A 16,823-nucleotide genomic window follows, 5' to 3' on the forward strand; every position below is an offset into this window, starting at 1 on the left:
CGACACCGGGTCTCTCCGCTTGGTCAGGTGTGCGGGTCTTAGACCGGATGGCGACCGTGGTCGAGAGGGGTCACAGGGCGCGCACGGCCTCCAGCACCTCGTCCACGTGGCCGGGTACTTTGACCTTGCGCCAGACACGGGCGATCTTGCCCTCGGCGTCGATGAGGAAGGTCGAACGCTCGATCCCCATCGACTTTCGCCCGTACATGTTCTTTTCCACCCAAACGCCATAATCCTCGCACGTCGAGGAGCTCTCATCCGACAAAAGCGGTGTGGTCAGGTTGTGCTTGGCGACGAATTTGTCGTGCTTTGCGACGCTGTCGCGCGAGATGCCGAAAACGTGAGCACCGGCATCGGCAAAGGCTTGAAGTTGTTCCGAGAAACCGATGGATTCCTTGGTGCAGCCCGGCGTATCATCACGGGGATAGAAGAACAGAACCACTGTGCCACCGCGCAGGGCCGACAAGGTGACCTCGCCGCCTCCGTCGCGGGGCAAAGTGAAATCAGGGGCGATGTCTGAAACGTCGGGCATTGGAAACTCCGCTAAAGTTTTTTAAGGGCTGCCCGAGATCATAGGGCAGCGCAAGCGGGTTGGAAGGCGTGGATAGAAAATTGGTGCAGCACGAAGACAAAAGTGCGACGCAGCCCGGGAAACCCCGGCGCCGTCGCTCGAAGCGTCGTATCGCTGCACATTTTTCCATCTGGACATGTCTGTCGCTGGGTTTGCTGGTGTTCGCGGGCTGGTTCTTTTTGTTCGGTCAGAACCTGCACGCGCCGGAATGGGTGCGAAAAAAGGTCGAGCAGCGGCTGGAACAGAGCTTGGGCGGTCTGAAGTTCCGCTTTGGCGATGCCAGCTTCATCGTCAACGAAGAATGGCGCCCCCGTCTGAAACTGACGGATGTGACGATCAGCGACGCCGCCGGGCAGCAGATCGCGCGGGTTTCGGATTTGCGGACCCGGCTGTCGATGCGCGGTTTGCTGCGGGGGCAGATTCGTCCGCGCCGCATTACTGTGCGGGGCGCGCAATTCGACCTGACCAGGGGTCTGGACGGCGCCCTATCGCTGACCGTCGGGTCGGGAAGCGCCCCGGTGCAGAAGGCACCAGATCTGGCGCAACTGATCGAGCAATCGGACGATGTGTTTCTTTCGCCATTGTTGTCGGGGCTGCGTTCGGTCGATTTGGAATCCCTGACGCTTGACTACAAAGACCTGCGATTGGGCCGCGCCTGGGTGTTTGACGGCGGCCACATTACGGCCACCCGCAACGGTGATGAAATGCACTTGGCTACCGGGTTCTCAGTCCTGACCGGGAGGGACTATGCCAGCTCGATCGAGGCGAACTACACCAGCGTCCTGGGCACGCCAGAGGCACGGTTTGGCGTTGCGATCACTGATTTGCCCGCCGAAGACCTTGCTGGCCAGACACTCGCGTTGTCCTGGCTGCAGGTTCTCAAAGCTCCGATCTCAGGCGCGCTGCGCGGCAGCGTCGATAGTAACTCGGCGCTGGGGCCAGTATTCGCGACTTTGAATCTGGGGGCAGGTGCGGTGCAGCCGACACAGGAAACGCGCCCGATCCCGTTCGAGTCCGCCAGCACTTATTTCACCTACACCCCCAGCCGTCAGGAACTGGATTTCAACGAGGTGTCGGTGGTTTCCGCCTGGGGGGCGTTTCAGGGCGAGGGCAAGGCCTTTTTGAACGGGATAGAAAACGGTGCGCTGGAAAGCCTGACCTCGCAGCTGAGTTTCAGCAGCATCAATATCAACCCGGCCAATCTGTTCCCCGAGTCGCTGAAGCTGGCACGGGCCGAACTGGATATGCAGATGAAACTAGCGCCTTTCGATCTGCGCCTGGGACAGATCATGGTCCAAGATGCCAACTACCGGCTGCTGGGCTCGGGCAAGCTGACCGGAGAGCCGGAAGGCTGGGCGGTACAAGTGGATGCGCATCTGGACCACATGAACGCGGATCAGCTGTTGAACTACTGGCCAGACCGTCTGGCGCCGAAGCCGCGGACATGGGTTGCGGAGAACCTCTATGAGGGTCAGTTCTCGGACGTTGATTTTGCCTTGCGTCTGCAGCCCGAGAACAAGCCGGAAATCTATCTGGATTTCGGGTTCGATCAGGCAAAAATTAAATTTGCCAAAACCTTGCCGCCACTTGTTGACGCCCAGGGGCAGGCCAGCCTTATCAATCGCAGGTTCACTGCCACGGCGGAATCGGGTCACGTCATCGCCGATCAGGGCGGCGCGATTGATGCCACCGGCACTTCTTTCATCATCCCTGATACCGGCATCAAGGGGATATCGCCGTCGGTCACGCGGATCGCCGCCAAAGGCAGTGCCACGGCGGCGCTGTCACTTCTTGACCGGCCGCCGTTGGAGTTGCTCACCAAGGCTAACCTGCCGGTTGATTTGACGGACGGCGAGGTGAGCCTGACCGGAACGCTTTCTCTGCCGATGAAGAAGGGCTTGAAATTCGAAGACACCGAATTCCATTTCCTGGGCGAGATTGATGACGTGCAAAGCGACAAGCTTGTTCCGGGGTTTTCGGTCAGTGCGGATCGGCTTGATCTTCAGGGTGATCAGACGGCGGTCGTGGTTTCGGGCGAGGGGCTGTTTGGCGATGTTCCGCTTCGGGCCACATGGCGGCAACCCATCGGTGGCACCGAACCGCAACGCAGCGAGTTGACGGGGCAGATCGAACTGTCCCCCCGCCTGATGACCGAGTTGAAGGCCGGTCTTCCGAAGGGGATGCTGACCGGGCAGGGTACCGCAGAAATCGCGCTGGGTATTGGGGCGGGAACACCGCCGAAACTGACGGCGTCGTCCAATCTGGCAGGTGTCGTGCTGGCCGTTCCAGAGTTGGGCTGGCGCAAGGGGGCGGGATCAACCGGTTCGATGACCGTTGCGGCGACGCTGGGCAGCAACCTGCGCGTGGATGAACTCAAGCTGGACGCCGCCGGGTTGCGCACCACCGCGTCGATCTCGTTCCGGGACGGGGATTTCGACCGTGTGCAGTTCAGCTCCTTCGACTTGGGCGATTGGCTGGCGGTTCCGGCCGAACTGGTCAATAGCGGCGGTGTGGTGCCGGATATCCGTGTGCTGGGCGGGGTGATGAATCTTGGACGCGCGACATTTGGCAGTGGCGGCAGTGGCGGAACCTCCGGACCCGGCCCCCGTCTTGATGTGACGCTGGATCGCCTTCAGGTCACCGAGACCATAGCCCTGACCGGGTTCAAAGGCGCGTTTCAGACCACCGGGGGCGTTAACGGTGCCTTCACTGCCAATGTCAACGGCGGGGCTGCGGTGCGTGGACAGGTCTCGCCGCGCGCAGGCCGCAGTGCGGTAACGCTGACTTCGGGTGATGCGGGTTCGGTTTTGCGATCTGCCGGTATGATCACGCAGGCCCGCGGCGGATCGATGAACCTGCAACTGGAACCGGTCGCGGGCCCTGGCAACTACGATGTAAACCTGAAAATCTCCGACACGCGTATCAAGGACGCCCCTGCGATGGCCGCGCTGCTGAATGCCATCAGCCTTGTTGGTCTGTTGGATGAAATGGCCGGGCAGGGAATCTTTTTCGGAACCATCGAAAGCCGGATGCGTATCACGCCAACGCAGGTCAAGGTTCTCAGCGGCAGTGCGGTCGGGCCGTCGATGGGCTTGTCCTTTGACGGCACCATCGACACGGTCAACGGATTGCTGAACTTACGCGGCGCAATCTCTCCGATCTATCTGGTCAATGCGATTGGTAGTGTCTTTACCAAGAAGGGCGAGGGCATCATTGGCTTTAACTATACCCTGACCGGGCCGCTGCGGCAGCCGAAAGTGTCGGTCAACCCACTATCCGGATTGGCGCCGCTGTTCCTGCGCAACCTGCTGAGGCCGCCGGCACCCAAAGTCACTGACGGACCAAACGCGCTGCCGATCAAACCGGATGAACCGAAACGAACTTTCGGAGCACCCGCATCAGACCGTTGAACTGGGAAGTCGGGCGCTGTATGGCGCGGCCATGAAACTCAGCGATTTTGATTTCCACCTGCCCGAAGACCTGATTGCCACGCGGCCCGCCAACCCGCGGTCTTCGGCGCGTATGTTGGTGGCCAACGGTGATGCGGTGTCGGACGCGCGTGTCTTCGATCTGCCAGACTGGCTACAACCCGGCGACCGGCTGGTGTTGAACGACACCCGCGTCATCCCTGCTCGCCTGAATGGCCGCCGTCACCGCGACAGCGTGCAAGGTCCGGTGTCTGCTGCGATTGAGTCCACCTTGCTGGACCCGCAGGCCGACGGCACATGGGCAGCGTTGATCAAACCGCTGAAAAAGGTCAAGCTGGGCGAAGAGATACAGTTTTCCGACGACCTTAGCGCCATGCTGGATCGTGTCGAGGACGGGCAGGCTTTTCTACGGTTTAACCTGACGGGTGATGATTTCGACACCGCCCTGGAGCAGGCGGGTGCTATGCCACTGCCGCCCTATATCGCCGCCAAACGCCCGGCGGATGAGCAGGACAAAACTGATTACCAGACGATCTGGGCGCGCAACTCGGGCGCGGTTGCGGCCCCCACAGCCTCGTTGCATTTCGATCAGGCGCTGATGCAAGCGCTTCACGCGCGCGGCGTCACGTTCAGTCATGTGACCTTGCATGTGGGCGCTGGCACCTTCCTGCCGGTCAAGGTCGAGGACGTAACCACGCATAAGATGCACGCCGAATGGGGCCGGGTCAGCGCCACCGCAGCCGAAGAAATACGCGCCACCAAGGCAGCTGGCAGGCGGGTCATTCCGGTTGGAACCACGGCGTTGCGGCTGATCGAAAGCGCAGCGCGTTCGGGTCAGATCGAGCCGTGGGAAGGCGAAACGGACATTTTCATCTATCCCGGCTTCCAGTTTCATGTCGCGGATGCGCTGATGACCAATTTCCACCTGCCGAAATCCACATTATTGATGCTGGTTTCGGCCTTGATGGGGCGGGATCGTATGCGCGATGTCTATATCCATGCGATAGAACGGAAATATCGGTTCTTCTCCTACGGGGATGCGTCGCTTTTAATCCCCTAAACGGCGCGATGGCGGGATCGCGCGCCCGCAATGTCGTAGACAAGCGGGTTCTGAGCCGTTTTTCATATAAAACGAATCCTTAATGCCGGTCGGCAAATAATACGGAGACCCCAATGCTTCAGGTCCTTTCCAGCGCGTGGGCGCTTCTTCTTGGTATGGGGCTTCTGATGGTCGGCAACGGCCTGCAGGGTACAATCCTGGGTGTTCGGGGCGAGATTGAGGGGTTTTCAACCCTTGAGATGTCATTTGTGATGTCGGCCTATTTTTTGGGTTTTCTAGGCGGTTCACGCTTTGCGCCCGAGATGATCCGAAGAGTGGGGCATGTACGGGTGTTTGCGGCACTGGCCTCGTTCATTTCAGCGGTCATGATCCTGTATCCGTTGATGACCAACCCACTTGTTTGGATTCTTGGACGCTTTGTAATCGGGTTCTGTTTTTCTGGTGTGTATGTCACCGCGGAAAGCTGGTTGAACAACGCTGCCAGCAACGAAAACCGAGGTCAGGCCCTGTCGCTGTACATGATTTTTCAGATGATTGGCATCATCACTGCACAGGGGTTGGTCGTGTTGGGCGACCCGGCTGGATTTGACACATTCGTCGTCGCGTCCATTTTGGTTTCAGTGTCCTTTGCGCCCATTCTGCTATCGATCTCACCAACGCCGGCCTTCGACACGACCAAGCCGATGACACTGCGCGAACTGTTCAATAGTTCGCCGCTGGGCTGCGTGGGCATGTTCCTTCTGGGGGGTGTGTTCTCGGCGCAGTTCGGTATGGCGTCGGTATACGGCGCTCGCGCAGGTCTGACGCTTGTTGAGATTTCCACGTTTATTGCTGCTTTCTACGTCGGTGCATTGGTGCTGCAGTACCCGCTGGGCTGGATGTCAGACCGAATGGATCGTCGTTTTCTGATCATGCTGGCTGCAGGGGTAGGGGCCTGCGCTGCTGCAGCGGGTATGCTGTTCGGCGTCACTTTCCCGATCCTGCTGGGTGCGGCCTTTGTGATTGGCGGCATGTCGAACCCGCTCTACTCGCTGCTGATCGCCCACGTGAATGACTTTCTGAGCCACGAAGACATGGCCGCGGCCTCAGGTGGTCTGCTGTTCATCAACGGACTTGGGGCCATCGCCGGTCCGCTTATCACTGGCTGGCTCATGGGGGACGCGGTTTTTGGCCCTTCGGGCTTTTTCCTGTTCATCGCAACCCTGTTGGTCACGATGGCGGTCTACGCGCTTTATCGTACGACGCAGCGTGCCGCGATCCCCGTTTATGAGACCGGAACGATGTCGACGTTCTATCCGACGGCCTCTCCGGTCGCTCTTGAAGTAGCCCAAGAAGTAGCCATCGAGGCGGCCGAAGCCGAGCAGGAAACGCAAGATGTTGCCTAGGACACAAGATTATGACGCAAGTGTTGCAATTTTTTACTGTTACAAATCTGTAAAACGTCATTAAATAACCTTACGTCCCTGGGGAGGGCAACACGACGGAGTTAGGGCAATGGTAGGGCCTGAAGACGTATTGAGTTTTTGGTTAGATGAGGTTGGCCCCGAGGGGTGGTATCTACAAGACGACGCCTTGGATGCAGACATTCGCGAACGGTTTTTGACCACCTGGGAAGCCGCGAGTGAAGGCAAGTTTTCTCTTTGGCTAACCTATCCCAGCGGGTCACTGGCTTACATCATTCTGATGGATCAGTTCCCGCGAAACATGTTCCGCGGCAGCGCCAAGGCATTCTCGACGGACCGCGCGGCCTTGTCGTCGGCCAAATGCGCGGTGGACAAGGGGTGGGACCTCAAGATTGACGAACCAGCGCGGCAGTTCTTCTATCTGCCGATGATGCACTCGGAAAACCTGTGCGATCAGGAACGTTGTGTCCGTCTGATGTGCCAGAATATGAAGGACAGCGATCCAAGCAACCTGTTACACGCACGGGCCCATCGCGAGGTGATCCGCAAGTTCGGGCGGTTCCCTTATCGCAACGAAGCGCTTGAACGCCCGATGACCGCGCACGAAGCGGCCTATGTCGATATGGGCGGGTACGGTGCCACCGTGCGGGAACTGCAGTCCGCTGGCTAGGACGACGGCACGCATCCCCGAACAGCAATAATTCGGTTGGCAATCACGTCGGCCGATTTTTCTATGGCAGTGTTGATCAGTGCATCCGGAGACTCGGTGATTTCCGCGATGCGGGATTGCGATTCCTGCATTCTGGCTTCCAGATTTTCCAGCGTTACCAATGCCGTGGAAATCCGCACTTTCTCGGCGATGTCTGTCACATTGCCGCCTGTTTGAAGATTGGTAAGATCGCTGCGCAGGGCGGCAAGTTCACCCCGAACACCGCGGATTTCATCCTTGAGAGGCGCGACGATCTCTATTTTTTCTTCAAAGACCGTGGTGATACCTTCCACGGTCGATGCCAGTTTCCACCCCAGAAATAGGCAGAGCGCCACCAGAATGAGGGTGGCGTTGAGCAGAGCAAGCAGCAGATCCTTGAGTGTTTTGGCCATGGTAAGCCTTTCGAATGACTTGTGTTAAGGAATGAGCGGGCGGGCCCGATACCTATGTTCTAGCCATTGAGAAGTGCTCGGTATAGGCTGAAAGCTGCAGAAACAGATGCCGTTGACCCTGCGTCGCTTTTGTCGCGGGGATGGTGTGTTGATGCGTTGTGAAATTTAGTTTAATGGTAAACTAAATTTCATTCGACCTGTGCCGAGAGGAAACCATGGCTGCACAATCTTTTGATCTGATCGTAATCGGCGCCGGTCCGGGCGGCTATGTCGCGGCAATCAGGGCTGCACAGCTGGGCCTGAAAACAGCCGTGGTTGAGCGTGAGCATCTGGGTGGTATCTGTCTGAACTGGGGCTGCATCCCGACCAAGGCGCTGCTGCGGTCATCCGAAGTATTCCACCTGATGGAACGCGCCAAGGATTTCGGCCTGAAGGCGGACAAGATCGGTTACGATCTGGACGCGGTCGTCAAGCGCTCGCGCGGTGTGGCGGCACAGCTTTCAGGTGGTATCGGTCATCTGCTGAAGAAAAACAAAGTCACTGTGGTGATGGGTGAGGCGACAATCCCCGCCAAGGGAAAGGTTTCGGTCAAAACCGACAAGGGGACCGAAGAGCTGACCGCTAAGAACATCGTTCTGGCTACTGGTGCCCGGGCGCGCGAGTTGCCGGGACTAGAGGCGGATGGCGATCTGGTCTGGACCTACAAGCACGCGCTGCAACCGCCGCGGATGCCCAAGAAACTGCTGGTCATCGGCTCGGGCGCGATCGGCATCGAATTCGCCAGCTTCTACAACACGCTGGGCGCCGATACGACCGTGGTCGAGGTCATGGACCGCGTGCTGCCGGTCGAAGACGCCGAGATCAGCGGTTTGGCCAAGAAGGCGTTTACCAAGCAGGGCATGACCATCATGGAAAAGGCGATGGTCAAGCAACTGGACCGCGCCAAAGGCAGGGTCACCGCGCATATAGAGGTAAAAGGGAAGGTCGAGAAACACGACTTTGACACCGTGATCTCGGCCGTCGGGATTGTGGGCAACGTCGAAAACCTGGGGCTTGAGGCTCTGGGTGTCAAAATCGACCGCACCCATGTGGTCACAGATGAATTCTGCCGTACCGGCGTTGAAGGTCTGTATGCCATCGGCGACATCGCTGGTGCGCCGTGGCTGGCACACAAAGCAAGCCATGAAGGTGTCATGGTGGCGGAATTGATCGCAGGCAAACATGCGCATCCGGTGAAACCGGAAAGCATCGCAGGCTGCACTTATTGCCAGCCGCAGGTCGCGTCGGTTGGGTACACCGAAGCGAAAGCCAAAGAACTGGGTTTTGACATCAAAGTGGGCCGTTTTCCGTTCATCGGAAACGGCAAGGCCATCGCGCTGGGTGAGCCCGAAGGGCTGATCAAGACGGTCTTTGATGCCAAAACGGGCGAACTGCTGGGTGCGCATATGATTGGCGCGGAAGTGACCGAACTGATTCAGGGTTATATCGTTGGCCGACAGTTGGAGACCACGGAAGAAGACCTGATGAATACGGTCTTCCCGCACCCGACACTATCGGAAATGATGCATGAAAGCGTTCTGGACGCATATGGGAAGGTTATCCATATGTGATCAGGGGCAACTGCCCGAGTAAAAGGCACCGCCATTTCGGCGGTGCCTTTTTTCTTTAGCGGGTCAGAGCTTCCAGAATGCGGGCCCAGGACCGGATGCCTTTGTGAAAGCTCTTCACGTCGTATTTCTCGTTTGGCGAGTGGATGGCGTCGTCGTCATTGGCAAAGCCGACCAGCATCGAATCCAGTCCGAGTTCTGTGTTGAAATAGCCCACGACAGGGATCGAGCCGCCCATACCGGTGAACACGGCCTCACGACCCCATTCGTCGGACAGCGCGCCACGGGCGGCTTCGAACTCGGGGCGATCGAGGTTCATGACCGAGGCAGGGGACCCTTCCAAGTCATTGTCCCATTCGACTTTTGCGTCGGGCGACAGGCGGTCCTCAACATGTTTGCGGACCTTGTCGCGCAGGGCGTCCGGGTCCATGTCACCGACCAGACGGCAGGTTATCTTGCAATGCGCCTGCGACGGGATCACGGTCTTCGAGCCTGCGCCGTTATAGCCGCCCCACAGGCCGTTGACCTCAAGCGTCGGGCGGGCCCATTGCTGTTCCAGCGTCGAATAACCTCTTTCGCCATGTGGCTGGGAGTATCCGACCGAGTTCAGGTATTCGGTCTCGTTGAAACCGCAGCTTTCCCATTGGCGCAGCTGGTCGGCGGGCACTTCGTGAACACCTTCATAGAAGCCTTCGACCGCCACGCGCCCGGTTTCGTCGTCATAGAACGAGGCGACAATCTTGGACAGTTCCCGCAGCGGGTTCAGGCCGGGGCCGCCATAATGGCCCGAGTGCAGGTCGATCCGCGGACCAATTACAGTGAATTCGTCCTTGAGCATCCCGCGCAGTTGCGAGGCAATCGACGGCACGCCACGCGACACCATTGAGGTATCGCAGACCAGAGCCAGGTCAGCTTTTAGCTCGGCCGCGTTTTCACGCAGGAACGGCACCAGGGACGGAGAGCCCGACTCCTCTTCGCCTTCGAAGAAAAAGGTGATGCGGCAAGGCAGGGTGCCGTGCACCGCTTTCCACGCCCGGCAGGCTTCGACAAAAGTCATCAACTGGCCTTTGTCATCCGATGAACCGCGACCGCGAATGACGGGGCCTTTGTCGGTGTCTTCGATGGCCGGGTCGAAAGGGTCGCGATTCCACAGTTCCAGCGGGTCGACCGGCTGTACGTCATAATGCCCGTAGAACAGGACATGTGGCGTGTTGCCGTCTTCTCCGACATGGCCAACAACCATCGGGTGGCCGGATGTCTGGCGCTTTTCGGCTGCGATGCCAATACTTTGCAAGTCGGCAACCAACCAGTCGGCGGCCTGATCTACCTGCGCGTTATAGGCGGGGTCGGTGGAAATGGACGGAATGCGCAGCAGTTCCATCAGGCGGTCGATCGAGGTTTGCAGATCAGTGTCGATGCGATTCAGAACGGCGTCCAGCGACATGGGGTTCTCCTGCTTTTTTGAGATTTGCCGGAACCCTATCAGCGCCGTCGGCGCCGTCCAGTGCGCATTGTCGGGAATGTGGTATAATATCGGAAACACTTACGTGGGGCTGCGTCGTTTCCTCGCGTCTGATGGCCGTAACTTTACTTGTCGGAACGACCGTGAGGGGATATTTGATGCAAATCAAATGTGTGATCCCAATGTCGTTTATACGTGATGGGTACAAGGGAACGCATCGGCGCAAATCCGGATTCGTCTGGTCAACGCGTCAGAAAGGACGTCCGGCTGGTGAAGGCATTGGTCGGGCACGTAAGGAGATACCGGTGGACTATACTGCTCAGCTCGATACAGCGATTGCCAGGCTGCATGATGAAGGACGTTACCGGACTTTCATCGATATCGAACGCCGGAATGGCCATTTCCCGCATGCGGTGCGGACGCGCCCGGACGGGTCGCAGCAGAACATCACCGTATGGTGCGGCAATGATTATCTGGGCATGGGGCAGAACCCGGTTGTACTGAACGCGATGCATGATGCTGTTGATGCGGCCGGTGCGGGGTCGGGCGGTACACGCAATATCTCGGGCACCACGGTCTACCACAAACAGCTTGAGGCCGAGCTGGCCGATCTGCACGGCAAAGAGGCCGCGCTGCTGTTCACCAGTGCCTATATCGCCAATGACGCGACGCTGAGCACGCTGCCGAAACTGTTCCCCGGCCTGATCATTTATTCCGACGCGCTGAACCATGCCTCGATGATCGAAGGTGTGCGCCGCAACGGTGGTGCCAAGCGTATCTTCCGTCACAATGACGTTGAGCATCTGCGTGAGCTGCTTGAGGCAGACGATCTCAAGGCGCCCAAGCTGATCGCGTTTGAATCGGTTTACTCGATGGATGGCGATTTCGGTCCGATCGAAGCGATTTGCGATCTGGCGGATGAATTCGGTGCTCTGACTTACATCGATGAGGTTCATGCTGTTGGCATGTACGGCCCGCGCGGTGGTGGCGTGACCGAGCGTGATGGTCTGGCGCAGCGTATCGACATCATCAACGGCACCCTGGCCAAAGCCTTTGGCGTGATGGGGGGCTATATCGCTGCCAGCGAGAAAATGTGTGACGCCGTGCGTTCTTATGCGCCGGGCTTCATCTTTACCACCTCGCTGCCGCCGGCGGTCGCTGCAGGGGCGGCGGCCTCGGTTGCTCACCTCAAGGTCTCGCCAGAACTGCGCGAGCAGCACCAGACACAGGCGAAGATCCTCAAGCTGCGGCTCAAGGGACTGGGTCTGCCACTGATCGACCACGGCAGCCACATTGTTCCTGTGATCGTGGGCAACCCTGTGCACACCAAAATCCTCAGCGATCGGTTGCTAGATGACTTCGGTATTTACGTGCAGCCCATCAATTTCCCGACCGTACCCCGCGGAACCGAGCGTCTGCGGTTTACCCCGTCACCGGTTCATGGGCCTGACGAAATGAACCGTCTGGTGCAAGCTATGGACGAACTTTGGTCACATTGTGCGCTAAATCGCGCCGAACTTGCTGGTTAACCTCACGCTAAAGTGTGCATCGTGTTTGCCGCGTGTTAAGCTTAGGCTAACAAAACTAGCGGACGAATCGTTAATGGGATGATTCGCCGTTGGCGCGAAACACGCGCAGGCAGAATGGGGCAGCAGGGATGATTGGGCGCAGATCTCAGCGCGATTCCGAAGGTGATACCGACGTCAGGCCGAAGGGCTATGACGATTACGAGGTACGGCTTGGCGACATGATGCGCGGCGAACGCGCCACCATGGGCAAGTCTCTTCTGGATGTGCAGCGGGAATTGCGGATCAAAGCCAACTACATCGCTGCCATCGAAGACTCGAACCCAGAGGCGTTTGACACACCCGGCTTCATCGCCGGGTATGTGCGTTCTTATGCCCGTTACTTGGGGATGAACCCGGATGAAACTTTCGCCGCCTTCTGCAAGGAGAGCGGGTTCGAGGTTGCGCATGGCATGTCTGCTGAGGCGTCTGTTGTCCGCAAACCTTCGGGTGGCCTGCCCGCGCGGGGGCCGATGGGGCGCGATCCCTTCATCTCACCCAACACGCCTTTCGTTCCGGGCAAGGAATCTTTTGTCAGTCAGATTGAACCGCGGGCGATTGGTTCTTCTCTGGTTCTGATCGCCGTTATCTGCGGCATTGGCTATGGTGGCTGGTCGGTTTTGAACAAGATCCAACAGGTACAGGTCAGCCCGGTTGAACAAGCCCCGGTGGTTCTGTCTGATCTCGATCCGTTGGATACCGCTGGTACGGTGAATACCGAGGTTGCAGTTGCCGATACCCCCAGTGCCGAGGCGCTGGACCGTCTGTATCGCCCTCAGGCTTTGGACGTTCCGGTTCTGGTCGCCCGCGACGCGCCGATATCCACGCTTGATCCGCGCACAGTTGGCGCGTTCCAGCCGCAGGAACTGCCCAAGGTTAAAGTGGCCGAGGTTCATACCGTTGAACGCCCGGCCTTGCCGCAGGTGGTCGAACAGATTGACACAACGCTCAAGATCGTCGCGGTCAATCCTGCCTGGATGCGGGTCACCGCTGCTGATGGCAGTGTGATTTTCGAAGGCACCCTTGGCACAGTCGAACAGGGCAGTGTGTATGAAGTGCCTCTGACCGAAGAGCCGCCGCTGCTGCGCGCGGGCGCGTCGGGGTCTGTGTTCTTCTCGATTAATGGTGAACATTTCGGTCCGGCCGGTGCGCCGGGGACCGTTGCCAAAGGCGTGGTCCTTTCCAAGGATGCCGTGGCCGAGACCTATGCCGTCGCGGATCTTCCGGCCGATCAAAACAGCACCATCACGCAGCTGGTAGCCGAGTTTCAGGCGCAGGGCACCGAAGACACCGCCGAGTGATCTAGCCATTGCGATGCCCCGGTAGGCGGACTATTTAAAACCCAACTCAGGCTGTCTTGGACCCGTCCCCATGTCGCTCAATCACGTTCGCCCGTGGCGCAATATTTATCGCCGCAAATCCCGTCAGGTCATGGTCGGTGACGTTGCCATTGGGGGCGATGCCCCGATCGCGGTCCAGACGATGACCAACACGCTGACAACCGATGTGGCGGCGACCGTGGCGCAGGTGCAGGCAGCCGCTGAGGCAGGTGCAGATATCGTGCGAGTCTCGGTCCCGGATGAGGCATCGTCGAAAGCCTTGAAGGACATCGTGCGCGAAAGCCCGGTGCCGATCGTGGCCGACATCCATTTTCACTACAAACGAGGGATCGAGGCTGCCGAAGCCGGTGCCGCCTGTCTGCGGATCAATCCGGGCAATATCGGTGATGAAAAGCGGGTGAAAGAAGTCATCAAGGCCGCACGCGACCACAACTGCTCGATCCGCATTGGCGTGAACGCGGGCTCTCTGGAAAAGCACCTGCTTGAGAAATACGGTGAGCCGTGCCCCGAAGCGATGGTGGAAAGCGGGTTGGAGCATATCCGTATTCTGGAAGACAACGACTTTCACAACTTCAAGATCAGCGTGAAGGCCAGCGATGTGTTCCTGTCGGCTGCCGCTTATCAGGGCATTGCCGAGGCCACAGACGCGCCCATCCATTTGGGCATCACCGAGGCCGGAGGGCTGGTGTCAGGTACGATCAAATCGTCCATCGGCTTGGGCAACCTGCTGTGGATGGGGATCGGCGACACGATCCGCGTCAGCCTGTCCGCCGATCCTGTCGAAGAGGTCAAGGTCGGATATGAAATCCTGAAGTCCCTGGGCTTGCGCCATCGCGGCGTGAACATCATCTCGTGCCCCTCCTGCGCGCGGCAGGGATTCGACGTCATTAAGACGGTCGAGGCGCTTGAACAACGGCTTGAGCACATCAAGACGCCGATGAGCCTTTCCATCATCGGCTGTGTGGTGAACGGCCCGGGTGAGGCTCTGATGACCGATGTCGGCTTTACCGGCGGCGGGGCCGGGTCGGGAATGGTATATCTGGCGGGCAAGGCGAGCCACAAGTTGTCCAACGACCAGATGATCGATCACATCGTCGAAGAGGTCGAGAGAAAAGCGGCAGAACTGGACGCAGCGCAGGAAGCGGCCGAATAGGTGCTTGGCGCGTCTGAGGGAACATCTTCGCTGCGAAATCTGCAGTGGATGTGGATCCGTTTCACCCGCGGATCGCGCATCTTTTCTTGGGCGCCAAAGACTTCGCAACACCTCTGGGACTGCAGCACCCGCCCAAAGGGCAGGGCTGAATTCCTTGCTATTTGGCGGATGAGTGCTTTGCGTGCAGGTCGAACCAGCCGATGATAACCGCAAACAGGTTGTCCGGTGCACTCTGCGATGCAAAGTTCAGGCCCTTTTGAACCTTCATTGCATCCTCATACGAAATCCAATCCCCCGGAAGGTCTTCACCGAACAGACCGGACGCGCCTGATGCGAACTGGTGATCGGACACTTGCCCATGCTGCGAGTTTGCCGGGATGGATTGAAACTCCACATATTTTTGATTGGAAAACTTGAACTTGTCGTACCCGTGCTCGTAGAGCGTCTGGAGCATCTCCGAGCTTCCGTTCTCAACCGAGATATAAGGCGGCAGGTTTTCCAGCGACATGAGCTGCGAAAGGGCAACGCTGTCAAAGCCTTCGATGTCGATCTTGGCGTAGCGGATCTGTTTCGAAACGTCCCGAAGTTCGTTCGAAAGGTCAACCGCCGGAACGACGATCTTTTCGGACCCTTCCGCCCGGCTTCCGATCTCTTCGTCGACGGAACTCCAGGCCGTGTTGAATTTGTTCACATAGAACGTGACCTCGTCCGTGCTGCCGTCGGTGACCGCGAAGTTTCTGATGTCGACGCCATCGACGCCAAGCTCTTCAAATTTCTCCGACACGGCAGCGCAAAGATCGGGAATGGCTTCAACGGCAATGACGTGGAAACCCCTTTTGCGATAGTAGAACGTATCCGTCCCGTCATTCATGCCGATATCGACGATGATGCCCTGATCCGCGGCGGGAAACGGCGTTTCAGCGGCCGTTTCGGCTTGGGGTACTTTGCTCAGGGGCGCGGTTTTACGAGAGGTCTGGTTTTTTCCGCGAAGAGTACGGCCAGCCTCACGCACTTTGGCCGCTGCTCGGGACAAACCTGATTTTCTGTTATTGCTCATGCGTGCCTCTGGCTTTGGATCAAATACTTCGCTGGTTCAATGCCCGAGACCAAGGAAGCGATCAATACAAAAGTTGTGAACTTGAACCTAGGCAGGAGGCGGCGGTCGGAAAACGCGCTGATTATTGCTGAATTCTGTACCTGCGGGGAATGTCTGAATCTCGGGACGAGCCGGCAGTGTGCTGGTCAGACTTGTGCCTCAATTGCCTTTCACAACACGTTATAGTTGATTGGAGCGTTTATGATTTCATTGATACGTCGCCTTTACCGAGAAAGACGCAGGCTGATTGCCATTGCATTCATGTCGTTCATCGCTGGGCTTGTCCAGGGCATAAATGTCGACCGGATTCTGTTCGGCATCCCGTTTCAACTGGTATATGGTCTGGCTTTTGTAGCGATCCTTACGCCTGTGTTGATGGTTATCGCGTTGGTGTTTCCGAATTTCCGACACACCACGGAAGCCGTTGCTTTTCACTTACGTTTGTGTGTTGGATGAAGCTGTACGGCATCAGGTCCGAAGGTGCTGCGGTTCAGAACGTGATCACGGTCCTGTCGATCCTGTTCCTGTATCTGGTGTTCGCCGTTTACGCCGGTGGTTGGCTTGATCGGTATCTGCCTGCAACAAGAAGGACGTTTTCCAGCAAAGTGAAAACGGGGCTCAGCCCAAAGGAGCTGTGGCCTTTTTTGGTGGTCACGCCCGACACAGTAGACACTTACGGCCGGCAAAACACGGTGTCGATGACCTGGGTTGAACCCGGCGTCAGCTTCTTAGAGACCGAGCAATTCGATGATCACTGCCGGATACAGGAAATGACGAGGATCGAGATCTGCGAACCTGACACGCGTTTTCGTGGCCGTTTCGGGTCGCTCAGTTCCAAGGCGGGCGCAAATGGCGCGAGCGGGGTGCTTGAGAGAACGTTCAACAAAACATCAAAGGGAACGCAACTGGTGTCCAGCCGCAGCTATGACCTGTCGGCGCCGATCATGGGTTTTCGACTGTGGCTGGATGACAGCTTTGGGCGTCACGACGACGAATACGTTCTCAGAGCTGAACAGATGTCCGGGCTGTAAGAAGGG

Annotated in this window: 13 protein-coding genes; 9 read left to right on the top strand and 4 right to left on the bottom strand. The window is 58.1% G+C overall.

Annotated features, from left to right (window positions below; genetic code table 11):
• Positions 1-70 precede the first annotated feature (70 nt).
• On the bottom strand, positions 71-532 hold the full coding sequence (locus ACR0IK_RS01075; protein ID WP_480640171.1) for a peroxiredoxin: 462 nt from the start codon (positions 530-532) through the stop codon (positions 71-73).
• A 68-nt stretch (positions 533-600) separates the two neighbouring features.
• Between ACR0IK_RS01075 and ACR0IK_RS01080 the strand changes: the two genes are divergently transcribed.
• The 4 genes from ACR0IK_RS01080 to ACR0IK_RS01095 all read left to right on the top strand — a co-directional run bounded on the left by ACR0IK_RS01080 (position 601) and on the right by ACR0IK_RS01095 (position 7,132).
• Positions 601-3,981 (top strand): YhdP family protein, encoded by a 3,381-nt coding sequence (locus ACR0IK_RS01080; RefSeq protein ID WP_480640173.1) that lies wholly within the window; start codon positions 601-603, stop codon positions 3,979-3,981.
• A gap of 31 nt (positions 3,982-4,012) precedes the next feature.
• The gene (gene queA, locus ACR0IK_RS01085; protein WP_480640771.1) at positions 4,013-5,059 is read left to right on the top strand and encodes a tRNA preQ1(34) S-adenosylmethionine ribosyltransferase-isomerase QueA; all 1,047 of its coding nucleotides are present in this window, start codon (positions 4,013-4,015) and stop codon (positions 5,057-5,059) included.
• Positions 5,060-5,172: 113 nt separating this feature from the next.
• Positions 5,173-6,444 carry an MFS transporter gene (locus ACR0IK_RS01090; protein ID WP_480640175.1) on the top strand — a complete coding sequence of 424 codons (1,272 nt, stop codon included), beginning with the start codon at positions 5,173-5,175 and terminating at the stop codon, positions 6,442-6,444.
• A gap of 109 nt (positions 6,445-6,553) precedes the next feature.
• Positions 6,554-7,132, top strand: a complete 579-nt coding sequence (locus tag ACR0IK_RS01095) for a DUF924 family protein (protein WP_480593488.1) — start codon at positions 6,554-6,556, stop codon at positions 7,130-7,132.
• On the opposite strand, the gene ACR0IK_RS01100 is transcribed toward ACR0IK_RS01095, so the two are convergent.
• The gene (locus tag ACR0IK_RS01100; protein ID WP_480593491.1) at positions 7,129-7,563 is read right to left on the bottom strand and encodes a hypothetical protein; all 435 of its coding nucleotides are present in this window, start codon (positions 7,561-7,563) and stop codon (positions 7,129-7,131) included. The two genes, ACR0IK_RS01095 and ACR0IK_RS01100, sit on opposite strands and share 4 nt — an antisense overlap.
• A gap of 215 nt (positions 7,564-7,778) precedes the next feature.
• Here ACR0IK_RS01100 and lpdA point away from each other — a divergent pair, with 215 nt between their 5' ends.
• Positions 7,779-9,173, top strand: coding sequence for a dihydrolipoyl dehydrogenase (gene lpdA, locus ACR0IK_RS01105; protein ID WP_480593494.1), 1,395 nt, complete (start codon positions 7,779-7,781; stop codon positions 9,171-9,173).
• Positions 9,174-9,228: 55 nt separating this feature from the next.
• On the opposite strand, the gene ACR0IK_RS01110 is transcribed toward lpdA, so the two are convergent.
• The gene (locus tag ACR0IK_RS01110; RefSeq protein WP_480593497.1) at positions 9,229-10,614 is read right to left on the bottom strand and encodes a M20/M25/M40 family metallo-hydrolase; all 1,386 of its coding nucleotides are present in this window, start codon (positions 10,612-10,614) and stop codon (positions 9,229-9,231) included.
• A 323-nt stretch (positions 10,615-10,937) separates the two neighbouring features.
• Here ACR0IK_RS01110 and hemA point away from each other — a divergent pair, with 323 nt between their 5' ends.
• From hemA to ispG, 3 genes are all read left to right on the top strand, one after another.
• The gene (gene hemA, locus ACR0IK_RS01115) at positions 10,938-12,161 is read left to right on the top strand and encodes a 5-aminolevulinate synthase (protein WP_480640176.1); all 1,224 of its coding nucleotides are present in this window, start codon (positions 10,938-10,940) and stop codon (positions 12,159-12,161) included.
• A gap of 128 nt (positions 12,162-12,289) precedes the next feature.
• Positions 12,290-13,498 (top strand): helix-turn-helix domain-containing protein, encoded by a 1,209-nt coding sequence (locus ACR0IK_RS01120; RefSeq protein WP_480640177.1) that lies wholly within the window; start codon positions 12,290-12,292, stop codon positions 13,496-13,498.
• A 70-nt stretch (positions 13,499-13,568) separates the two neighbouring features.
• Entirely contained in the window at positions 13,569-14,690 is a 1,122-nt protein-coding gene (gene ispG, locus ACR0IK_RS01125) for a flavodoxin-dependent (E)-4-hydroxy-3-methylbut-2-enyl-diphosphate synthase (protein ID WP_480593504.1), read from the top strand.
• A gap of 157 nt (positions 14,691-14,847) precedes the next feature.
• Here the strand turns inward: ispG and ACR0IK_RS01130 are convergent, their stop codons facing one another.
• Complete coding sequence (locus ACR0IK_RS01130; RefSeq protein ID WP_480593506.1) at positions 14,848-15,747, bottom strand: FkbM family methyltransferase; 900 nt, start codon at positions 15,745-15,747, stop codon at positions 14,848-14,850.
• Positions 15,748-16,238: 491 nt separating this feature from the next.
• On the opposite strand from ACR0IK_RS01130, the gene ACR0IK_RS01135 reads away from it, so the two are divergent.
• Positions 16,239-16,817: a hypothetical protein gene (locus ACR0IK_RS01135; RefSeq protein WP_480593508.1), complete on the top strand. Its 579-nt coding sequence runs from the start codon at positions 16,239-16,241 to the stop codon at positions 16,815-16,817.
• The last annotated feature ends 6 nt before the right edge of the window (positions 16,818-16,823 follow it).

It is taken from the genome of Ruegeria sp. BF7 (genome assembly GCF_056538605.1).